Here is a 16,834-nt window from a genome sequence, read left to right as displayed (position 1 = left end):
GGGTTGGACGTGAGGTCTTCTCATCATGGGCAATTATCCGGGCTTGATATTACTGCAAGCTGCGGCAGTTGAACAATTTAGCTAGAGTGTCGATGCTGGACACTGGCGACGATTTGTTTTGATACCCGAATCAGCTGATAGGCACCGGCTTTGCCTAAATTTTGGTATTGATTGGGCTGTAGTTTTGTGTTCTCTAAATATCTAGGCTCGGTCAAAATCAGTACCGAAGTTGGCTTGGGCTGAGTAGCCGCGATCGCTTCAATATATTCCATTGCTGAGCCAACTCTGGCAAAATAATTCACCGGGCGCTGCGTGTAAAATACAACACTCGGTTTTTTGAAACCAATCATCAATATGGCTTCCCCTGGCTGCTGGACTTGGGCGATCCGTGCCGATAATTCCCGCAGTGGCAACTGACGTGCTTGATCCATCATCAAGTAGGCAGGCGTTACCACAAAGATGATAAAAGCCATAAATCCGATGAGATTCGGACTCCACAGCCAACGCCACCGCCGTCGCAGCAGCAACAGCCCTGCCCAAACAGCAGTTACCGCCCAGATGATGCCTCCCCGCACCGTCAAACCGGATCGTTGAACCATTTGGCGCAGATCGGGCACGGCAGGGTCATATCCTAAGAAGTTTGGGCTGTATAGAATCGCGCCCGCCAGGACTGCTAAAAACACTACATTGACAACGCCGCTCCAAAACAAAGGACTGAGGGATGAGGGATGAGGACTGAGGGGAGAGGGCTGAGGACTGAGGGATGAGGGAAGAGGACTGAGGGATGAGGGATGAGGACTGAGGGATGAGGGAAGAGGACTGAGGGATGAGGGAAGAGGACTGAGGGATGAGGGATGAGGACTGAGGGATGAGGGCTGAGGACTGAGGGATGAGGGAAGAGGACTGAGGGGAGAAGAAGACTGAGTGGGGAATTCTCCTTCTGGCTTCTTAACTCCTAATTCTTGACTCCTGACTTCTTCTTCCTCAGTCCTGAGTCCTGTCACCTCAGTCCTCGAACTGACTTCTTCCTCTCTCCTCAGTCCTCTCTCCTCAGTCCTCAGTCCTCTCCCCTCAGTCCTGAGTCCTCTCTCCTCAGTCCTCAGTCCTCTCCCCTCAGTCCTCAATTGGTCGCTGAACAAAAGTGCCACCAGAATTCCTGCTGCTGGCATTAAAGGCAGCACATAGCTGGGGAGTTTTGTCACCGCAACGGTGAAGAAGCCAAAGATCCCGGCAAACCAAAACAGAGCAAATAAACCTAAATGAGTGGAACGGGGGGAGTCACGCCATTTGCTACGCTGCCAAAAACGGAGGCGGGCGATCGCTACCGGCAAATAAATTGACCAAGGCGCAAAACCCAGCAGCACCACCAGGAAGTAAAAATACCAGGGTGCCCAGTGATGATTAACAACGCCAGTGAAGCGTTCCAAGTTGTGATAACCAAAAAACTTATTAACGTAGTTTTCGCCGTTCCGCAAAATCACCAAAACATACCAAGGCACTGCCAAAACCAAGACCAGTGCCAAGCCTCGAATCGGGAACATCTCCCGTAACACTTCCCTAGCCTTGCCCAGGTAAAGCAGAAAAGCCCCGATAATCAGAACGGGTAATACAATGCCGACCGGCCCTTTCGTCAGAATCGCCAAGGCAACTAGCAGGTAGAAAGCTAGATACCAACGAGTTTGGATGGCGGGTTGGTTGGTGTGGACATAGCCAAGAAAAAAAGAAAGTAGCGCACAACCCACGCAGCCCGTCAGCAGCATATCTGAGACGCCTGTGCGTCCCCAGACAATCATTTCTGGATTCAGAGCGATCGCGGCTGCACCCAGCAAAGCTGATAGCCACAACTGACGTCGCCGCGTCCCATCCCTTACTTGCCCCGTCGCCGCACTAGGAGAAGGCAGCCCATAGTAGCGCAACGTATAGAAGCTTAACCCTGTCACAGCGATCGCAGACAGCGCTGAAGGCAGTCGCACCGCCCATTCATTGACGCCAATCAGTTTATAAGCGATCGCCATCAGCCAGTAAACTAACGGCGGCTTATCAAAGCGCGTCTCCCCATTAAAATATGGTGTAATCCAATCTCCTGTCACCGTCATCTGGCGGGCAGCTTCAGCAAACAGCGGCTCAGTTTCATCAACCAGACCGATATTCCCTAAATTCCACACAAAAGCCAGCCAGCAAACCACCAGCACCCACAGAATCGATAGCGCCAGCACGTTGGGATGCTTCTGGCAAGATTTCCACCAACTTCTAACCGTTCGATTAACCCTAAATTTCATGAACCCCCGAACCGTCCGTCAGTAATGGGCAACCTCACCCATGCATTTTCCCAGACCTTAATCTAGCTGGAAATGCAACACCAGCGCACCCATTGCAGGATGTCATGACTCCCGCCTACCCAGCAGCATTTCCTGACTCTGACAAAACCTACGAGTTCCCTAACTTGTCAGTGGTTAATGGGTAATTGGTCAGTGGAAAAGAAAAAACAACTGACTCCTGAGTGCTGACTCTGGACTAATGACTCCCTAAGATTGCAAAACCAGTTGCCATTCCGACACCTGAGCATTCCAGACAGGCAGAGGCGTCTCACCCACAACATACGGCCCCCAATACCGGCGGGAACCATCTTGGGCAAATGCTACGAGAATATCCCCCTTTTTCAGCTGCAAATCCCCTCCAGGCAGCGATAAAGTCACGCCTTGGCTGCCCCCTTCTCCTGGGGCAAAATCCCAGTGTGCTGGCTCCCCATAAGATGTCGTTGGTGGCTGATAAGTCAGCAACGCCAGCCGCAGCGGATACTCCGTTTGATTAGTCACCCGTAAAGGTCCTTGACGAGCCGCAATTAGCGGTATTTCTGGCTCGTCTGTGGGTGAGGCAACTGGCGTAGAAGTCGGCAACTTTTCCACGCCAGGAGGATTTTGTCGCAGGGAAGCATTCGTTTTTGAGAGCAACGAGGCATCTGACTTTGCTGGATTGAGTTCCACCCGCTCCTGAAGCAGTCCCAGCCCTAACCCGATGAGTCCTAAAAGCAAAGCAATCAGAACCCCAGGGTAAACCTTTAAAATCATAAGCTTTTGGATAGTCTTTCAGGAGTTTACCTCCCTTGATGGCAAAAAAGCCCCGCTAAAGATAGACTCTTCTCGTGAGCGATCGCGCGATCGCCATTTTTCATTTTTCATCTACGCTACAAAACAAGAATCTTTGGTGACGCTTCTAGGCACTCAAGCTTTGGGCGTTTCCCGCCCCTACAACACTTTTGAAAGGGCTGCCCTGAGCGGAATCTCAATAATAAACTCCGTCCCTTCTCCAGGCGCTGAAATACAGCTCAATTGCCCACCATGTTTATCTACAACAATCTGGTAGCTAATGGATAACCCTAGTCCCGTTCCCTTGCCTACCGGCTTCGTCGTAAAGAAGGGTTCAAACAGACGTTGCCGAACTTTTTCCGGCATCCCCAGCCCATTGTCACCAATCCGAATCGCTACTTTCTCACCATTGATTACTTCCGTGTGAATCCGAATCTTCGGCAAGGGGTAATTAGCGCTTTCGGGTCGATTATCTATTCCCCGTGCCCCCTTACTCATTACCTCATCGATTGCATCAATTGCATTCGCCATAATATTCATAAACACCTGGTTAAGTTGTCCGGCGTAACATTCCACTAAAGGCAACTCACCATACTCTTTCACCAGCTCAATTGCCGGACGCTGGGCGCTCGCTTTCAGACGATGCTGTAGAATCATCAACGTGCTATCTAAACCAGCGTGAATGTCCGCAGGCTTTCCAGTTGCTTCGTCAATCCGCGAGAAATTGCGTAACGACTGCATGATCTCTCGAATTCGGTCAGTTCCCACTTGCATCGAAGTGAGCAATTTGGGCAAATCTTCTATCAGATAATCCAGTTCGATTGTCTCAGCTTCCTCTTCAATCTCGGCAGGTAGATTGGGAAAATGCTGCTGATAAAGATTAACTAAGTTGATTAAATCGTGTACATACCCAGAAGCATGATGCAGATTACCGGAAATGAACCCGACAGGATTATTCACTTCATGGGCTATCCCCGCCACCAGTTGTCCCAGGCTAGATATTTTTTCAGTTTGAACTAATTGAGTCTGAGTTTGTTGTAACTTGTGAAGGGCTTGTTCTAGTTCCTGAGTTTTTTCCGATAAAGCGCTATTTTTTATTTCCAGTTCGTGGGAGTAACTTTGCAAATTTTTGTAGAGATGAGCATTCTCTATTGAAATGGTGACTTGGGATGTCAATACTTTTAGAACTTCTAAGCGTTCTGATGTAAAAACTCCTTGAGTCAAGTCATTTTCCAAGTAAAGAATCCCCGTCAACTGTCTTTTGTGGAAAATAGGCAACCCTAAGATAGACTTGGGTTGGTTTTTCAGAATGTACGGGTCATTGATAAAGAGTCCTTCTGTAGTTGCGGCGTCTACAACCACCGCTTTTTTGGTTCTTTCGATGTAGTGAATCAGCGAATCAGGTAAATCCTCACAAGTTTCAATGGGAATTGAAGGCAAAACTAAACAACTTTCTCTCTCTACAACTTTTTTAGCAACCATTAACCATTGATTTGCGTCTTTTAGCAAGAGAATACCTTTTCTCGCCCCAGCACTCTCAACCAAAATGTGTATCAACTTCTCCAGCAATTGATCGAGAACAATTTCTGATGAAATAGCAAGCGACGCCTTCATTATCGCTGCCAAATCTAGTACGGCGGAACCTGTTCCTGTTGTAGAGTTCGTCGTCCGAGTTACCTCAATGCCAATCGCTTCTCTAATATGTAGCCGAGAGAAAAACTCAGAATATCTTGATTCTAAATCTTTGGCTTTTGCCGTTGCTCCCCACCGAATAAAGGTATAGTATGCTTCAGTTAAATAAAACTGAGCTAGCTTCTCTCTACCGCGCGAGAAATAAAACTCTGCCGCCAGTTCATTAGCCAGTGCTTCTTCTGGGATATATCCTTGCTGTTTGGCTCCTTGAATGCTGATGTCATACAACTCCATCGCTATAGAAGTTTGTTTCAATAGCCGCGCCTTTTCTGCCTCCACTAAATCGTACTTATGCTGATAATTCATTGGCGCATGGTACGCCCAGTGTTTCATGTTCTCCTGGTTGGCATTTACTTTATCTAAATATTGTTGCTGTTCAGTAGCATTAACTTGGGGATAATGAGCCAAAAGAGCCAAGGAATGGTAGAAATTAAGTACAGCAACCTGCATAAAACCGAATGCAGAGCCAGCTTGCTCTGTTGCTAAAGCTGCGTTAGCGATCGCTCCCTCGTAATCTTTAAATTGATACAGAAGAATTGTCTTGGCAACATAGGCAACAAACAAGCCTGTGCCACCTTTCGATTCAATTAACTGGGGCAAGGTTTCGGCTTCATTAAAACTTTCACCTATCAACAGAAATTTATCCGCAGCTTTGTCTTGAAAATTCAATGCCAGTTGTCTCCAGACGTTCGCAAAATGGATACCCGTTGGCAGCTTAATTTTTACGAGTATATCAATGTAAGGGGCTTGTTGCTGCACTACAGAATCTAAGCGATCGCCTGTAAAATACAAGTATCCGCAAAAGTTACCACCACAATAACTAGCCCATTCAATATCTCCCGTTTCCAAGCCGCTTTGAAGCCCTTGTTGGAAGGAAACAACACTATTTTTAGCGTGTTCTTTCCACGGTCTAATATTAGCGTTAAACAGGTTATAGACTTTCGCCTTGAGTTCTTTGGCATCAAATTGTTCTAGAAGTTTTAATGCCAATTTACCCGCATGATATCCAGCATCTATCTTTCCAAGTCCTGACAGCAACAAACCATAAAAACCATAAGCGAAAGCAGATAGCGCCGAATTACCATGTTCAATACAGAGATTAATCATTGTTAATATTATCTGCGGAAAAATCTCTGGCTTTGCCATGAAAACAGGCGCACAAATCGTTTTCAAAATTCGCAAACCCGCTAGTTTATCCGGATCTGTCATCGCCGGAATATTTTCTAAGTCGGCGAGTCCAGGCAACTCAACTACCAAACTCTCGTCGCTTGTTAAGGTTACGAGAGTAATTCCCAGCCGTTCCAAGACTTGTAACCCTGTATCGACGGCTTTAACCATCTGGAATTGACAGATATAAATCTGTATTTGTAGCTCGTTTACCTTCACTTGGTCGATTAAACTTGTAGCTTGTTTTAGGGCAACTTCAGCTAGAGTAGCTGCCCGATCAAAGTTGATATTTAAGTATTCTGCTTCCGCCGACTCAAGATAAAGTGTGAGCGTTAAATCGTAGTGGCTTTGCCAGCTATTTTCATTAAGGAGCCTTAGTCCGGCTATTAAGTACCTGGCAGATGCTTCATAAGCCGATGCTGCTTTGGCTTTTTTCCCAGCCATCAGATTGAGTTGGGCAAGTTCATCCTTCTCTGCTTGGTTGGCAAGCAATTCCACACCGATATTTAGCTGGTTAACAATATCAAAAACATTCTCTTCCAGCGCATATTTAGCTGTTTTATTTAACAGCTGTTGACCGATTTTTAGGTGTGTTGATTTTTTCCGCTCTTCCGGAATCAAAGAATAAGCAGCTTGCTGCACCCGGTCATGTAAAAATTTATAACTAATCCTGACATCCTCTATCAGTAAATCTCCTTTTTCTGATTGGTCAAAAAACAGAGGGATTTTATAAGTATTGCTCAAAGGTAAAACTAAACCAGCCTGAAGCGCCTCCCACAAATCGTCAGCAGTATTGATTAAAGATTGCTCATTGACAATGGCTAGAGCCTCTAAGGTAAATTGGTTCCCAATGCAAGCAGCTAATTTTAGGACTTCCTGGGTTTTTCCGACAATTTTTGAATATTTCTGGCAACAAGTTCGACGACGTTATAATCTGTAATCCCAATCCTTTGGATTTGCTCAAGATTCCAGAGCCAGCGACTTTCAATGAAGTCAAAATGCAAAAAACTTTCAGAGTAAAGCGTCTGAAGCAGTTGCGTTAAAAAGAAGGGATTACCTTGAGTTTTATTAAAAACTAGCTCAGCGATTTCCTGGGATCTTTCGGTTTCTTGAAGGGTATCGGCTACTAATTGATAGACGTTGCCAATATCCAAGGGACGGAGGGTGATATTATTTATAACTGCCTCTATTTTTTGAAGTTCGTCCAAAGTCAGCATCAACGGATGAGTTTGACTAACTTCGTTATCTCGATACGCTCCAATCATTAACAGATATTGACTGTCGGGGTCAGTCATCAGCAGTTGGATTAATTTTAAAGAAGCTGAATCTGCCCACTGTAAGTCATCTAAGAAAATAACCAGCGGATGTTCTTGCTTTGTAAAGACATGAATAAACTGTTGAAACACCCGGTTGAAGCGATTTTGAGATTCACTTGGTTCTAGTTGCGGAACTTCTGGCTGAACTCCAGTAATTAGTTCGACTTCGGGTATAACATCAATAACGATCTTACCTTGCGCTCCCAAAGCATTTTCTAGCTTTTCTTTCCAAACAGCTATTTGTTCCTGATTTTCTGTTAATAGTTGTCGGATTAATTCTTGAAAAGCTTGAATCAGAGCAGTATAAGGAATATTTCGCTTAAACTGGTCAAACTTACCAGCAATAAAATATCCGTGCTGGCGCACAACGGGTTTATGAACTTCCTGAACCAAGCAAGATTTACCGATGCCTGAATAACCAGAAACTAGCATCATCTCGGTAGTTCCAGCACTGACTCGGTCAAAGGCATCCATTAGGGTGGTTACTTCAGTTTCACGACCATACAGTTTTTGGGGGATGAGCAATTGCCCAGATTTATCTCGCTGACCTGGAAGGAAATATTCAATTTTGCCATTTGTTTGCAATTGAAGGAGGCATTCTTCTAAATCTACCTTTAATCCTTCGGCGCTTTGATATCTATCTTCAGCGTTTTTAGATAATAATTTCATCACAATCGCTGAAATTGATGCCGGGATTTCTGGATTGAGTTGATTGGGAGAGGCAGGTTGTTTAGCAATATGACAATGAACGAGTTCCAGAGGGTCAGTGGAGGAGAAAGGTAAATTTCCCGTCAACATTTCATAAAAGGTGACGCCTAAGGAGTAAAAGTCGGTACGGTAGTCAATTGACCGATTCATTCTCCCTGTTTGTTCTGGTGACATATAGGCAAGGGTGCCTTCTAGTAAATTGGGATTGCCTTGTGTCTGAGTTTCTCTGGAAAGACGCGATGAAATGCTGAAATCTGTAATTTTAACTTGCCCAGTTTTAGGGTTGATCAGGATATTGTGGGGTTTAATATCTTTATGAATAATCTGGTTCTTATGCAGGGCGGCAATGGTATCTGCTAGCTGAATAGCAATAAGAAGAAATTGGTTTAAATCAGTTTTTAGTGGAGGAGTGATAAATTTTTCAAGAGATTCTCCGTCAAAATATTCTAATACCAGCGCCAGACCGTTGTTATAATTTTCTAATGCCAGGGATTTGACAACCCCTTCTATATCCAAAGGAAGTAAAATTTTATATTCATGTCTCAATCGAGTAATTTCTTCAAGAGTGGGATATTCGGCTTTAAGGGCTTTTACACTCACAGATGTTAGTTCAGCCTCTCTGGTACCCCGATAAATAACCGTTTTGACTCCTTCATGAAGGGGCAAGGGAAAAAGTTGATAACCCGTTAGGTTGATGCTCATTTTCGGAATTTTGATAAGTATAGTATTCGTGTGTGATGTTGATAGATGCTAGGACAGGAGACTTCCTTTGAGGGCATTCTCCGGCATAAGTTGTCGGGGAATTGACACAGAGCGAATTTATACCTTCCTTTCTATAATTCCCAATTCAACCCTTAAATCTCACAGATGGTATGCGAGTTGTTGCGTTTTGTAAGTTCCGCGCTATTAGAAAATCTATTTGGAGGAAGTGCAAACCTACGCTGGACGTAGGAAGATTGTAGCGCTCACTCCTGCATTGTCGCCGCGCGATCGCTCCAATCTTGAGGCGTCTTCAGATTAGCTTTGCCGGAGCTATGCGTCTGCTGGTTGGCACAGGAGAACAATAACTTCTGTATTGAGAATGCCCTGAGTCTTAAACAAAGATTTTATTCTAAATAAATCTATATATTAGAAACACAAATCTTTATTAAGGTGGCAGCGATCGCTCTTAGCTCCTCCTCAGCCTTTAATAAAACTCCCCAATCGACGAGGTGGTAAGAGCATCCGATAATTAAAAAAAGCTTTTGGAAAGCAGGACATTACTTCGGAGTCAGCCTCAACGATGCAAAGGACTCGTCTCAACAATCTCTTCGATGTTGTCAGCCAACAGCTGAGGCGATGGTTTCGCAATCCCTGGCGACGGATATCGCTAGTGGTCATGAGCCTATTAGTAGGAGTGTTTCTGGGAACCGCCATTCCCACCACAGCGGGACAAACCGCCAACTGGGATGTGATTGCAGCTGGATTTTTAATTTTCTTCACCGAAACCGTAAATCGGTTGGTTTACGGCAGAAACCGGCGAATTGTGCCAACGGGTGAAGGCGTTCCCAACCGCTTATTAGTGACAGAGATGTTGAATGCGCTGAAAATTGGTCTGACTTACAGCTTATTTATTGAAGCCTTTAAACTTGGTTCGTGATGGATCTTAGCCAAATTTTTAATGACTGGATCGCCACAAAAACGCCGACTTCAGCACAGTTGGAACATTTGGCAACACAGGCGCTAGCAGATGACTTGCGGGCGAAAGCTTTTGGCATCACACCAGCCAATGTGGAGGAAGTCATCCGCAAGCGATCGCATCTATTCCTCTGGGTCTATCCCCATCTTTCCTCAGTCCTTAGTCTACAGTCCGCAGCCCTCATAGAAACTCTCTGGAACCTCTGGCTTCCCCTAGCCACAAAGCTAGCGCAGGATCGGCAACAGTTAGGACGCCCCCTCATCCAGGGAATTTTAGGGGTGCAGGGAACTGGCAAAACGACCCTCGCAGCCGTCCTCATTTTAATTCTCAGACACCTGGGAAACTCGACACTCAGCCTATCCCTGGATGACCTGTACAAAACCTATAGCGATCGCCTCGCCTTAAGAAAGCAAGATCCCCGTTTAAGAAAGCGCGGGCCACCCGGAACCCACGATATTCAGTTGGGTTTAGACGTTTTGGACTGTCTGCGTCAGCCATCCGGACAACCGATTCAAGTCCCCCGCTTTGATAAATCTGCCTGGGAAGGTGCCGGTGATAGGACGCAGCCAGAAATTGTCCAAGACATCGATATCATCCTGTTTGAAGGGTGGTTTGTCGGCGTCCGTCCCATAGACCCCGCTGCCTTTGACAACGCACCACCGCCGATTCTAACCGCCGCTGAGCGAACGTTTGCTCGTGATATGAATGCCCGATTGCAGGACTATTTACCTCTGTGGGAACGCTTAGATCGGTTGATGTTGCTGTATCCCGTTGACTATCGTCTGTCTGGGCAGTGGCGACGGCAGGCAGAACACGACATGATTGCCGCTGGTAGATCGGGAATGAAAGATTCAGAAATTGATGAATTTGTCAAGTATTTCTGGAAATCGCTCCACCCAGAGTTATTTATCAAACCGCTGACTAGAAATCCCCGGAGGGTAGATTTGGTGATTGAGATTAATCCCGACCACTCTCCTGGTGACGTTTATCGACCGAGCGATCGCACAGATGGAGATCCCCCCAACCCCCTTAAAAAGGGGGGCTAGGAAAGAGCTGGTGCATTCCAATTGCGAGATATAAATGCCAAACCGCCCCACTTGGACGCCTCTCCATGCCCAATTGCATCGAATTTTACGCGATCGCCATCTCTTACCGCGAAACCAGCCGCTATTAGTTGCCGTCTCCGGGGGACAAGATTCCCTCTGCTTAATCAAATTACTGCTGGATTTGCAGCCAAAGTGGGGATGGCAGTTAGGAATAGCTCACTGCGATCATCGCTGGCGTCCGGATTCCCAAGCAAATGCCAACCATGTGGAACAGTTGGCGAAAACCTGGCAAGTCCCTTATTACTTGGAAACAGCCCCAGAAATGCCATCTATCACCTCAGAGGCAGCGGCGCGGCAGTGGCGTTATCAAGCCTTGAGTGCGATCGCCCAAAACAACAACTTCCTATACATTGTTACAGGTCACACCGCCAGCGATCGCGCCGAAACCCTCCTCTATAACCTGATGCGCGGCAGTGGTGCCGATGGATTACAAGCCCTAACCTGGCAGCGTCCGCTGAGTCCAATACTGCAACTGGTGCGCCCTCTTCTAGAAGTCACCAGGGCACAAACCGCTCAATTTTGCCAAGAATTTCAGATTCCCGTTTGGGAAGATTCCACCAATCAAGACTTCAAGTATGCCCGTAACCGCATCCGCCAAGAGTTACTGCCCTACTTACAAACCCACTTCAACCCGAAAGTTGAGCAAACACTGGCGAAGACAGCGGAACTTTTACGGGCAGATGTGGAATATCTCGAAGAAGCCGCCCAGCTGCTGCTGCAACAAGCCCTAGAAAACGAAGACTCGCCACTCAGCCCTCAGCATGGGCAGGAAAACCCCGCCCCTACAGCACTCAGCACTGACAAAAGACTCAATCGCCTCGTATTGCGTCAAGCCCCCCTTGCCCTGCAACGTCGCGTCATGCGACACTTTCTCGCTTCAGTTCTACCAATTGCCCCCAGTTTCGAGCAAATCGAAAAGCTGACTGCCTTAATTACAGCTTCCAACCGCTCTCAAACCGATCCCTTTCCTGGCGGCGCGATCGCACAAGTAGATGGAGCTTGGATTTCAATTAAAAATTAAAAATTAAGAATCACTCATTTTTAATTTTTAATTTTTAATTTTTAATTCTCATGCTGACCATTCATCAAACTCAGGAGAACTTGCCGCATCTCCGTAATTGATTGCAGCTGATAGTCACCCGTTTCCTGAACCTGAGCCAACGTCCCCGCGATCGCCTCCAACTTCTGCCGCATCTCATTCAGGCGCTCCTGCATTGGCTGTAGCGTTTCCTCATAGGAATTCACCTTGCCTACGAGTTCCGCTGCCGCCGCCCTCATTTCCTGCAATTTCTGCTCTAGCTGCTTGATCTGGTGGCGCTCTTGCTCCTGTTCGCCAGCTTGATGGTCAATCATGCCTTGAGCTTGCTGAATGCTCATCCGCATCTGCTCAATCTGGCTTTCCAGCTTTTGCAGTTCCTCTGCCTGTTGTTGTCGTTGTCCCTCCAACTGAGTCAGAACCGGCCCCAAGTCAATCTTTTGATTGTCCTGCCCTTCATTGTCCGCAATTCCTTGCCGTCGCCGCAGCACCCGCGAGTGTTGATTTAAAACTTCTTCTCGCTCCCGCAGAGATATGCGTTGACCCACCAGCGTTTCATCCAGCATTTGGTAGCAATCCTGCTCCTCTGCCAGCTCATTTTCCAAACTGAGGCGGTCATACTCGCTGGCTCGATCGATCTTCGTCTGCAATTCCTCAACCATCTGGCGCTGCAAGGTCAACTCTTCTTCCTGGTCATTGACAAAGCGCACCACTTTTTCCAAATCTTGCTGAAGATTTTGCACGGTTTCTTGCAGCTCGCCTAGCGACATTTTCTCCAGCGCTTCCAGATCGACCTTTTGGCTAATCTTGACACCCGTTGAAGTCGTTGCCAGACGGTGAAGTTGCTCGTACAGCTCCTCCTGGTTTCGCAACTGGAGACTCTGCATCTGAGCGTACTCCTGCTTGATCTCCAGGGAATTTTGCAGCACCATCCGCTCTAAACGCACCTTTTCCAGAGCCTCTTGGGCTTGCTTTAATTCCTCCGTGCGCCTTTGCAGTTCCTGAGTTTGCTGGTCTACTTCCGCTTGCTTGTGTTGGGCAATATTGCGTTGTTGATCCAGATTTTGCCTGTCCTGGTCGAGGTTTCCCTGCTGTCCGTTGACAATTTCAAAAGCCAGATTCAGTTGTTCTCGCACTGCTTCCGTGGGAGCGATCGCTCCCGCTAAACGATCCAGCAATTCCCGAATCTTTTGACCTTGCTCCTCATCTAATACCGTTCCCTGCTGGAACTCCGCCTGTCGCTCCTCCAAGCGTCGCTGCTCGCCCCGTAAGTGTTCCCACGCTCCCTCCATTTCTTGGCGGTTGCGATCGCACTCTTCTTGCAGTCGCTCGATTTCCTCCCGCGCACTGTCAATTTCTTGACGTTGCGCCTCCAACCGTTCAAAGTCTTCCTCCAACTGTTGCAGCTGTTCCACCCGCGCTTCCATTTCCATCTCGCGCCGGTTCAACTCCTGACTCTGATAAGTCAGCGACTGCTTCCACTGTTCAATTTCTTCTTCCTGAGTTTTCGACTTTTCCAGTTGGCGAGAGAAATTTTGCAAAATATTCACCAACTGACGCCCCGCCTCTGTCGGCGGACGCTGCACTTGCCGATTCCCGCTTAGCTCAACCAGCACCAAGACGCCACCATTAAAGTTATTGGCTTCTTCCGGAGCGGAAATCACTTCATCAGACACAGCACGCCAACTCTGGTCATTCTGCTGACAAGCCAGCAGTTTGAGTTCGGCCTTGCCACCACCAAAAACACCGCCACTCTTTTTTTGTACTTCTGCTAGATACAGCACGCTGATGGTCCTCTTGATGTATCTTGTGCCCGCTTGTTGACCGATCTCTGGTCCCACCAGAGCCATGCCGCCATAATTCTCGCCCAGGCTCATACCAGAAAGATCCTAACCTTTTCAGACCTTGTTGTGGGAGTGCCGACCCACGAGGCGCGTGTACCCTTGAATTCACACCCCAATCTAAAACGCGATCGCCCTTTGGTCAGTTTCTCCCTGAAGACTCCGTAATTTAGCCCGTGTTGGCAGCCACGTCAAGTCTTAAATTAAACTAAATATGTTTCGATTTCTTTCTTATTTAATATTTAACTTGAATCCTAGGCAATCCTTCCACAGACAATTCTCGGCTAGTTCCATTTCTAGTTGAACCCAGGCAAAAGCAACCGAACAAATAACTTGCAGCGGTTTGACTCCCGCCAGCTAAGATTGCGCCTTCGCCAGAATCTCTTTCCCTGGTACTGTATTATCTGGCTCCATCCTTTACTCAAAGAAAAACTACCTAACTGTAAAGATTCTTATAGCAGGCACCGCGTAAAGCTTGACAAATGCAACATTAACTCAGATTCAAACGGTTATTAGGAGCGCATTTTCATTACATGCAGGGAACGTTAAATGAAATTGATATACGCAGCATCCTGCAACTGATCGAATTAGGTCAGCGAACAGGCGAATTATTCGTGGAGGCATACAGTTCACCAGTTCAAGGGACTGGGGAGAATGTAGGGGCGCGACGTGCCAGCATCCCCTACCGAGAAGCAAAACTCAAAGAACCGGGACCGTTCTGGTTTGTCTTCTTCCTCAACGGACAAATCGCCTATGCTAGCGATGGAACCGGCAGTTTGTTGCGCCTGCGCGACTACCTACGCCGTTACCGAGCCAACACCACCCTCAACACCCTGGAAGTCCCATTAATTGATGCCATCAATGCGCCCGAATACGGCTACCTGTGGGCACTGCTGGAAAATCATATCTTGACACCCGCTCAAGGGCGCAGCATCATCCGCAGTATGGTGCATGAAACCTTATTCGACCTCCTCAGCCTTCACCAAGGCTCCTTCATCTTCGACATTGGCCCAGCCCTAGCACCACAACTCACTACCCTAGAAATTGCCCCCCTCGTCGCCAAGATCATGAAGCAGGTGCAGGAGTGGAAACAATTTCATCCCCACATCCAATCTCCCAATCACTGCCCAGTCATTGCCGATGCAGTTTCTTTACGCGCCGCCCTGCCAGAAAATGCTTTTAAAACCCTAGAGCGCCAGCTAGATGGAAAAACCTCCCTGCGGCAGCTAGCCCGATATCTGAATCGTGACGTCTTAACCGTCGCCAGAGCAATTTATCCCTATGTACAACAAGGTTGGGTGCAACTCCAAACTCTTACCAGCGACGACACAGCAGCCAGTCGCCGCGTCGGGATTAATCTGGAATCCGGTTCGACCCAAGCCAACAAAATTCCTCGCGTTGTCTGTATTGATGATGACGTTGCCATCGGCAAAGCCGTCGAATATATCCTAAACCCACAAGGTTATGAGGCAACCGCGATTAGCAATCCTCTCAAAGCACTAAGTCTCGTCTTCCAACTCAAACCCGACTTGATTCTTTGTGATATTGCCATGCCCGACCTCGAAGGTTATGAGATTTGTGCCATGCTCCGGAAATCAACTGCTTTTCGGCAGACCCCCATCATCATGCTGACTGGCAAAGATGGATTTATCGATCGGGTCAGAGCCAGGATGGTAGGCGCAACCGACTACCTAACCAAGCCTTTTGGAGAAAGTGAGTTATTAATGCTACTGGAGAGATATATTGGCCCTGGTGAAAAGGAAGCAACCACATCCGAACCTTTAGACGCTACAGAGTTAAATCGAGAGATAGAAGAAACAGATGTACGAGTCGGGTAAAATTGCCCCACCGATGAGGCGGGGCTTCGTTCAATGATGAAATTAGGAATAGACTATGGACTAGGGACTATCAACGACGGGCTACCGACTACAGACACTAAGCAAGTCGTAGGGGCAATCTTTACCAGCGACTCTCCGAAACAGGAGAGATATCTCGTAAACAGCGCCCGTACAGGAGTCTAAAGTTAGATGGGATACTTAAGTCATGACATGGTTGAGGGGTGAATCAATCGTGGCTTAAGAGCGTTCATGTTTGAACCGGCAGACAGGTAGGTAGGGAGTTATGAGTGTAGTTCTGGTTGTAGAAGACAGTCCCGCGCAACGGGCAATGATCTCAGACCTCCTCAAGGGAAGTGGGTTAACCGTAACCATTGCCACTGATGGTGTCGAAGCCTTGGAACAAATTCTCAAGTCTTGCCCCGACTTAGTGGTGTTGGATATTGTCATGCCCCGAATGAATGGTTATGAGGTATGTCGTCGGCTCAAAGCCGACCCGAAAACCCAGAATGTGCCTGTGGTAATGTGTTCATCGAAAGGAGAAGAATTTGACCGCTACTGGGGGATGAAACAAGGTGCAGACGCTTACATAGCTAAACCCTTTCAGCCAACCGAGCTAATTGGGACGGTCAAACAGCTGCTACGAGGCTAACAAGCCATTAGCCATTAGCCCAAAACTACTGACCTGCAAAGTTCTAGTAGCTTTTAGGTTCCCAGAAGTAACGCAAGCTAACAGCTAACAGTTAACAGCTAAGGAGATAAAATGGTCGGCAATCCGGACTTTTTAACAGGCAGCGGTCAAGATCACTCACCCGGATTTCAGGAACTAGAGAGTCCTGAAGGTGAATTACACTTGCGGTTTTACGTTCCGTCCGGTAACGAATTTGCCCTAGGAGCCAGTGGAATCCGTGAAGTGGTTTCTCCATCACCAGATAGGATTACTCCTATTCCCAACGCTTCTCCCCTACTCTTGGGAACGCTGAACTGGCGCGGACAAGTGATTTGGGTAGCAGACCTCGGGCAGTTTTTAGGGGATTCAGCTGCCCTGAATACAGACAAACCTGAGATTCCAGTGATTGCCGTTGAAGACCAGGACACCATGTTAGGCTTAGCCGTTGAGCGCATTGTCGGCATGGACTGGCTCGATATCGATCAGGTGCAAATGCTTACTAACGTTCCAGACAGTATGGCACCTTTTCTGAAAGGTGAGTGGTTATTAGACAAAGAGAAAAATCAGTTTCTCCGACTATTAGACCAAGTTGCAATTGTTCGCTCAGCGCGATGGGCAGCATGAAATCAATTAAAAATTAAAAAGTAAAAAGGCAAAATAAATTTTTTAATTTTTAATTTTTAATTTTTACTTGTTTTG

At 47.2% G+C, this 16,834-nt stretch carries 10 protein-coding genes and 1 pseudogene; 7 read left to right on the top strand and 4 right to left on the bottom strand.

Translation table 11 applies throughout. The annotated features are described in order from the left end of the window. Positions 1 to 77: 77 nt before the first annotated feature. From AC2VDX_RS09965 to AC2VDX_RS09955, 3 genes and pseudogenes are all read right to left on the bottom strand, one after another. Positions 78 to 2,279 (bottom strand): ArnT family glycosyltransferase, encoded by a 2,202-nt coding sequence (locus AC2VDX_RS09965; protein WP_378182968.1) that lies wholly within the window; start codon positions 2,277 to 2,279, stop codon positions 78 to 80. 246 nt (positions 2,280 to 2,525) lie between these two features. Then, positions 2,526 to 3,068 (bottom strand): hypothetical protein, encoded by a 543-nt coding sequence (locus AC2VDX_RS09960; protein WP_378182965.1) that lies wholly within the window; start codon positions 3,066 to 3,068, stop codon positions 2,526 to 2,528. A gap of 177 nt (positions 3,069 to 3,245) precedes the next feature. Next, positions 3,246 to 8,671, bottom strand: a pseudogene (locus AC2VDX_RS09955) (trifunctional serine/threonine-protein kinase/ATP-binding protein/sensor histidine kinase). 580 nt (positions 8,672 to 9,251) lie between these two features. Between AC2VDX_RS09955 and AC2VDX_RS09950 the strand changes: the two are divergent. Genes AC2VDX_RS09950 through tilS form a run of 3 tightly spaced genes read left to right on the top strand, consistent with a single transcriptional unit; the run spans position 9,252 to position 11,774 of the window. After that, a complete protein-coding gene (locus AC2VDX_RS09950; protein ID WP_378182958.1) occupies positions 9,252 to 9,608 on the top strand; it encodes a DUF565 domain-containing protein in 357 nt (118 codons plus the stop codon). Further along, a complete protein-coding gene (locus AC2VDX_RS09945) occupies positions 9,608 to 10,693 on the top strand; it encodes a glycerate kinase (RefSeq protein ID WP_378182955.1) in 1,086 nt (361 codons plus the stop codon). The genes AC2VDX_RS09950 and AC2VDX_RS09945 overlap by 1 nt, the downstream gene beginning before the upstream one ends. A gap of 34 nt (positions 10,694 to 10,727) precedes the next feature. Next, positions 10,728 to 11,774: a tRNA lysidine(34) synthetase TilS gene (gene tilS, locus AC2VDX_RS09940; protein WP_378182952.1), complete on the top strand. Its 1,047-nt coding sequence runs from the start codon at positions 10,728 to 10,730 to the stop codon at positions 11,772 to 11,774. 41 nt (positions 11,775 to 11,815) lie between these two features. On the opposite strand, the gene hmpF is transcribed toward tilS, so the two are convergent. After that, complete coding sequence (hmpF, locus tag AC2VDX_RS09935) at positions 11,816 to 13,666, bottom strand: pilus motility taxis protein HmpF (protein WP_378182949.1); 1,851 nt, start codon at positions 13,664 to 13,666, stop codon at positions 11,816 to 11,818. Between the two features lie 497 nt (positions 13,667 to 14,163). On the opposite strand from hmpF, the gene AC2VDX_RS09930 reads away from it, so the two are divergent. The 4 genes from AC2VDX_RS09930 (at position 14,164) to AC2VDX_RS09915 (ending at position 16,759) form a co-directional block, all read left to right on the top strand. Beyond that, entirely contained in the window at positions 14,164 to 15,468 is a 1,305-nt protein-coding gene (locus AC2VDX_RS09930) for a response regulator (protein ID WP_378182946.1), read from the top strand. 33 nt (positions 15,469 to 15,501) lie between these two features. Next, positions 15,502 to 15,651 (top strand): hypothetical protein, encoded by a 150-nt coding sequence (locus tag AC2VDX_RS09925; protein WP_378182944.1) that lies wholly within the window; start codon positions 15,502 to 15,504, stop codon positions 15,649 to 15,651. Positions 15,652 to 15,751: 100 nt separating this feature from the next. Continuing rightward, a complete protein-coding gene (locus AC2VDX_RS09920) occupies positions 15,752 to 16,117 on the top strand; it encodes a response regulator transcription factor (RefSeq protein WP_190414517.1) in 366 nt (121 codons plus the stop codon). A 111-nt stretch (positions 16,118 to 16,228) separates the two neighbouring features. Then, the gene (locus AC2VDX_RS09915) at positions 16,229 to 16,759 is read left to right on the top strand and encodes a chemotaxis protein CheW (RefSeq protein ID WP_378182940.1); all 531 of its coding nucleotides are present in this window, start codon (positions 16,229 to 16,231) and stop codon (positions 16,757 to 16,759) included. Positions 16,760 to 16,834: the final 75 nt, after the last annotated feature.

Source organism: Coleofasciculus sp. H7-1, from assembly GCF_057473865.1.
This window is presented reverse-complemented; position numbering and strand designations above follow the sequence as displayed.

What these genes read in the sequence shown, in the direction of transcription:
- AC2VDX_RS09965 (WP_378182968.1), bottom strand. Translation starts at nt 2,279, where the DNA reads ATGAAATTTAGGGTTAATCGAACGGTTAGAAGTTGGTGGAAATCTTGC.
- AC2VDX_RS09960 (WP_378182965.1), bottom strand. Translation starts at nt 3,068, where the DNA reads ATGATTTTAAAGGTTTACCCTGGGGTTCTGATTGCTTTGCTTTTAGGA.
- AC2VDX_RS09950 (WP_378182958.1), top strand. Translation starts at nt 9,252, where the DNA reads ATGCAAAGGACTCGTCTCAACAATCTCTTCGATGTTGTCAGCCAACAG.
- AC2VDX_RS09945 (WP_378182955.1), top strand. Translation starts at nt 9,608, where the DNA reads ATGGATCTTAGCCAAATTTTTAATGACTGGATCGCCACAAAAACGCCG.
- tilS (WP_378182952.1), top strand. Translation starts at nt 10,728, where the DNA reads ATGCCAAACCGCCCCACTTGGACGCCTCTCCATGCCCAATTGCATCGA.
- hmpF (WP_378182949.1), bottom strand. Translation starts at nt 13,666, where the DNA reads ATGAGCCTGGGCGAGAATTATGGCGGCATGGCTCTGGTGGGACCAGAG.
- AC2VDX_RS09930 (WP_378182946.1), top strand. Translation starts at nt 14,164, where the DNA reads ATGCAGGGAACGTTAAATGAAATTGATATACGCAGCATCCTGCAACTG.
- AC2VDX_RS09925 (WP_378182944.1), top strand. Translation starts at nt 15,502, where the DNA reads ATGATGAAATTAGGAATAGACTATGGACTAGGGACTATCAACGACGGG.
- AC2VDX_RS09920 (WP_190414517.1), top strand. Translation starts at nt 15,752, where the DNA reads ATGAGTGTAGTTCTGGTTGTAGAAGACAGTCCCGCGCAACGGGCAATG.
- AC2VDX_RS09915 (WP_378182940.1), top strand. Translation starts at nt 16,229, where the DNA reads ATGGTCGGCAATCCGGACTTTTTAACAGGCAGCGGTCAAGATCACTCA.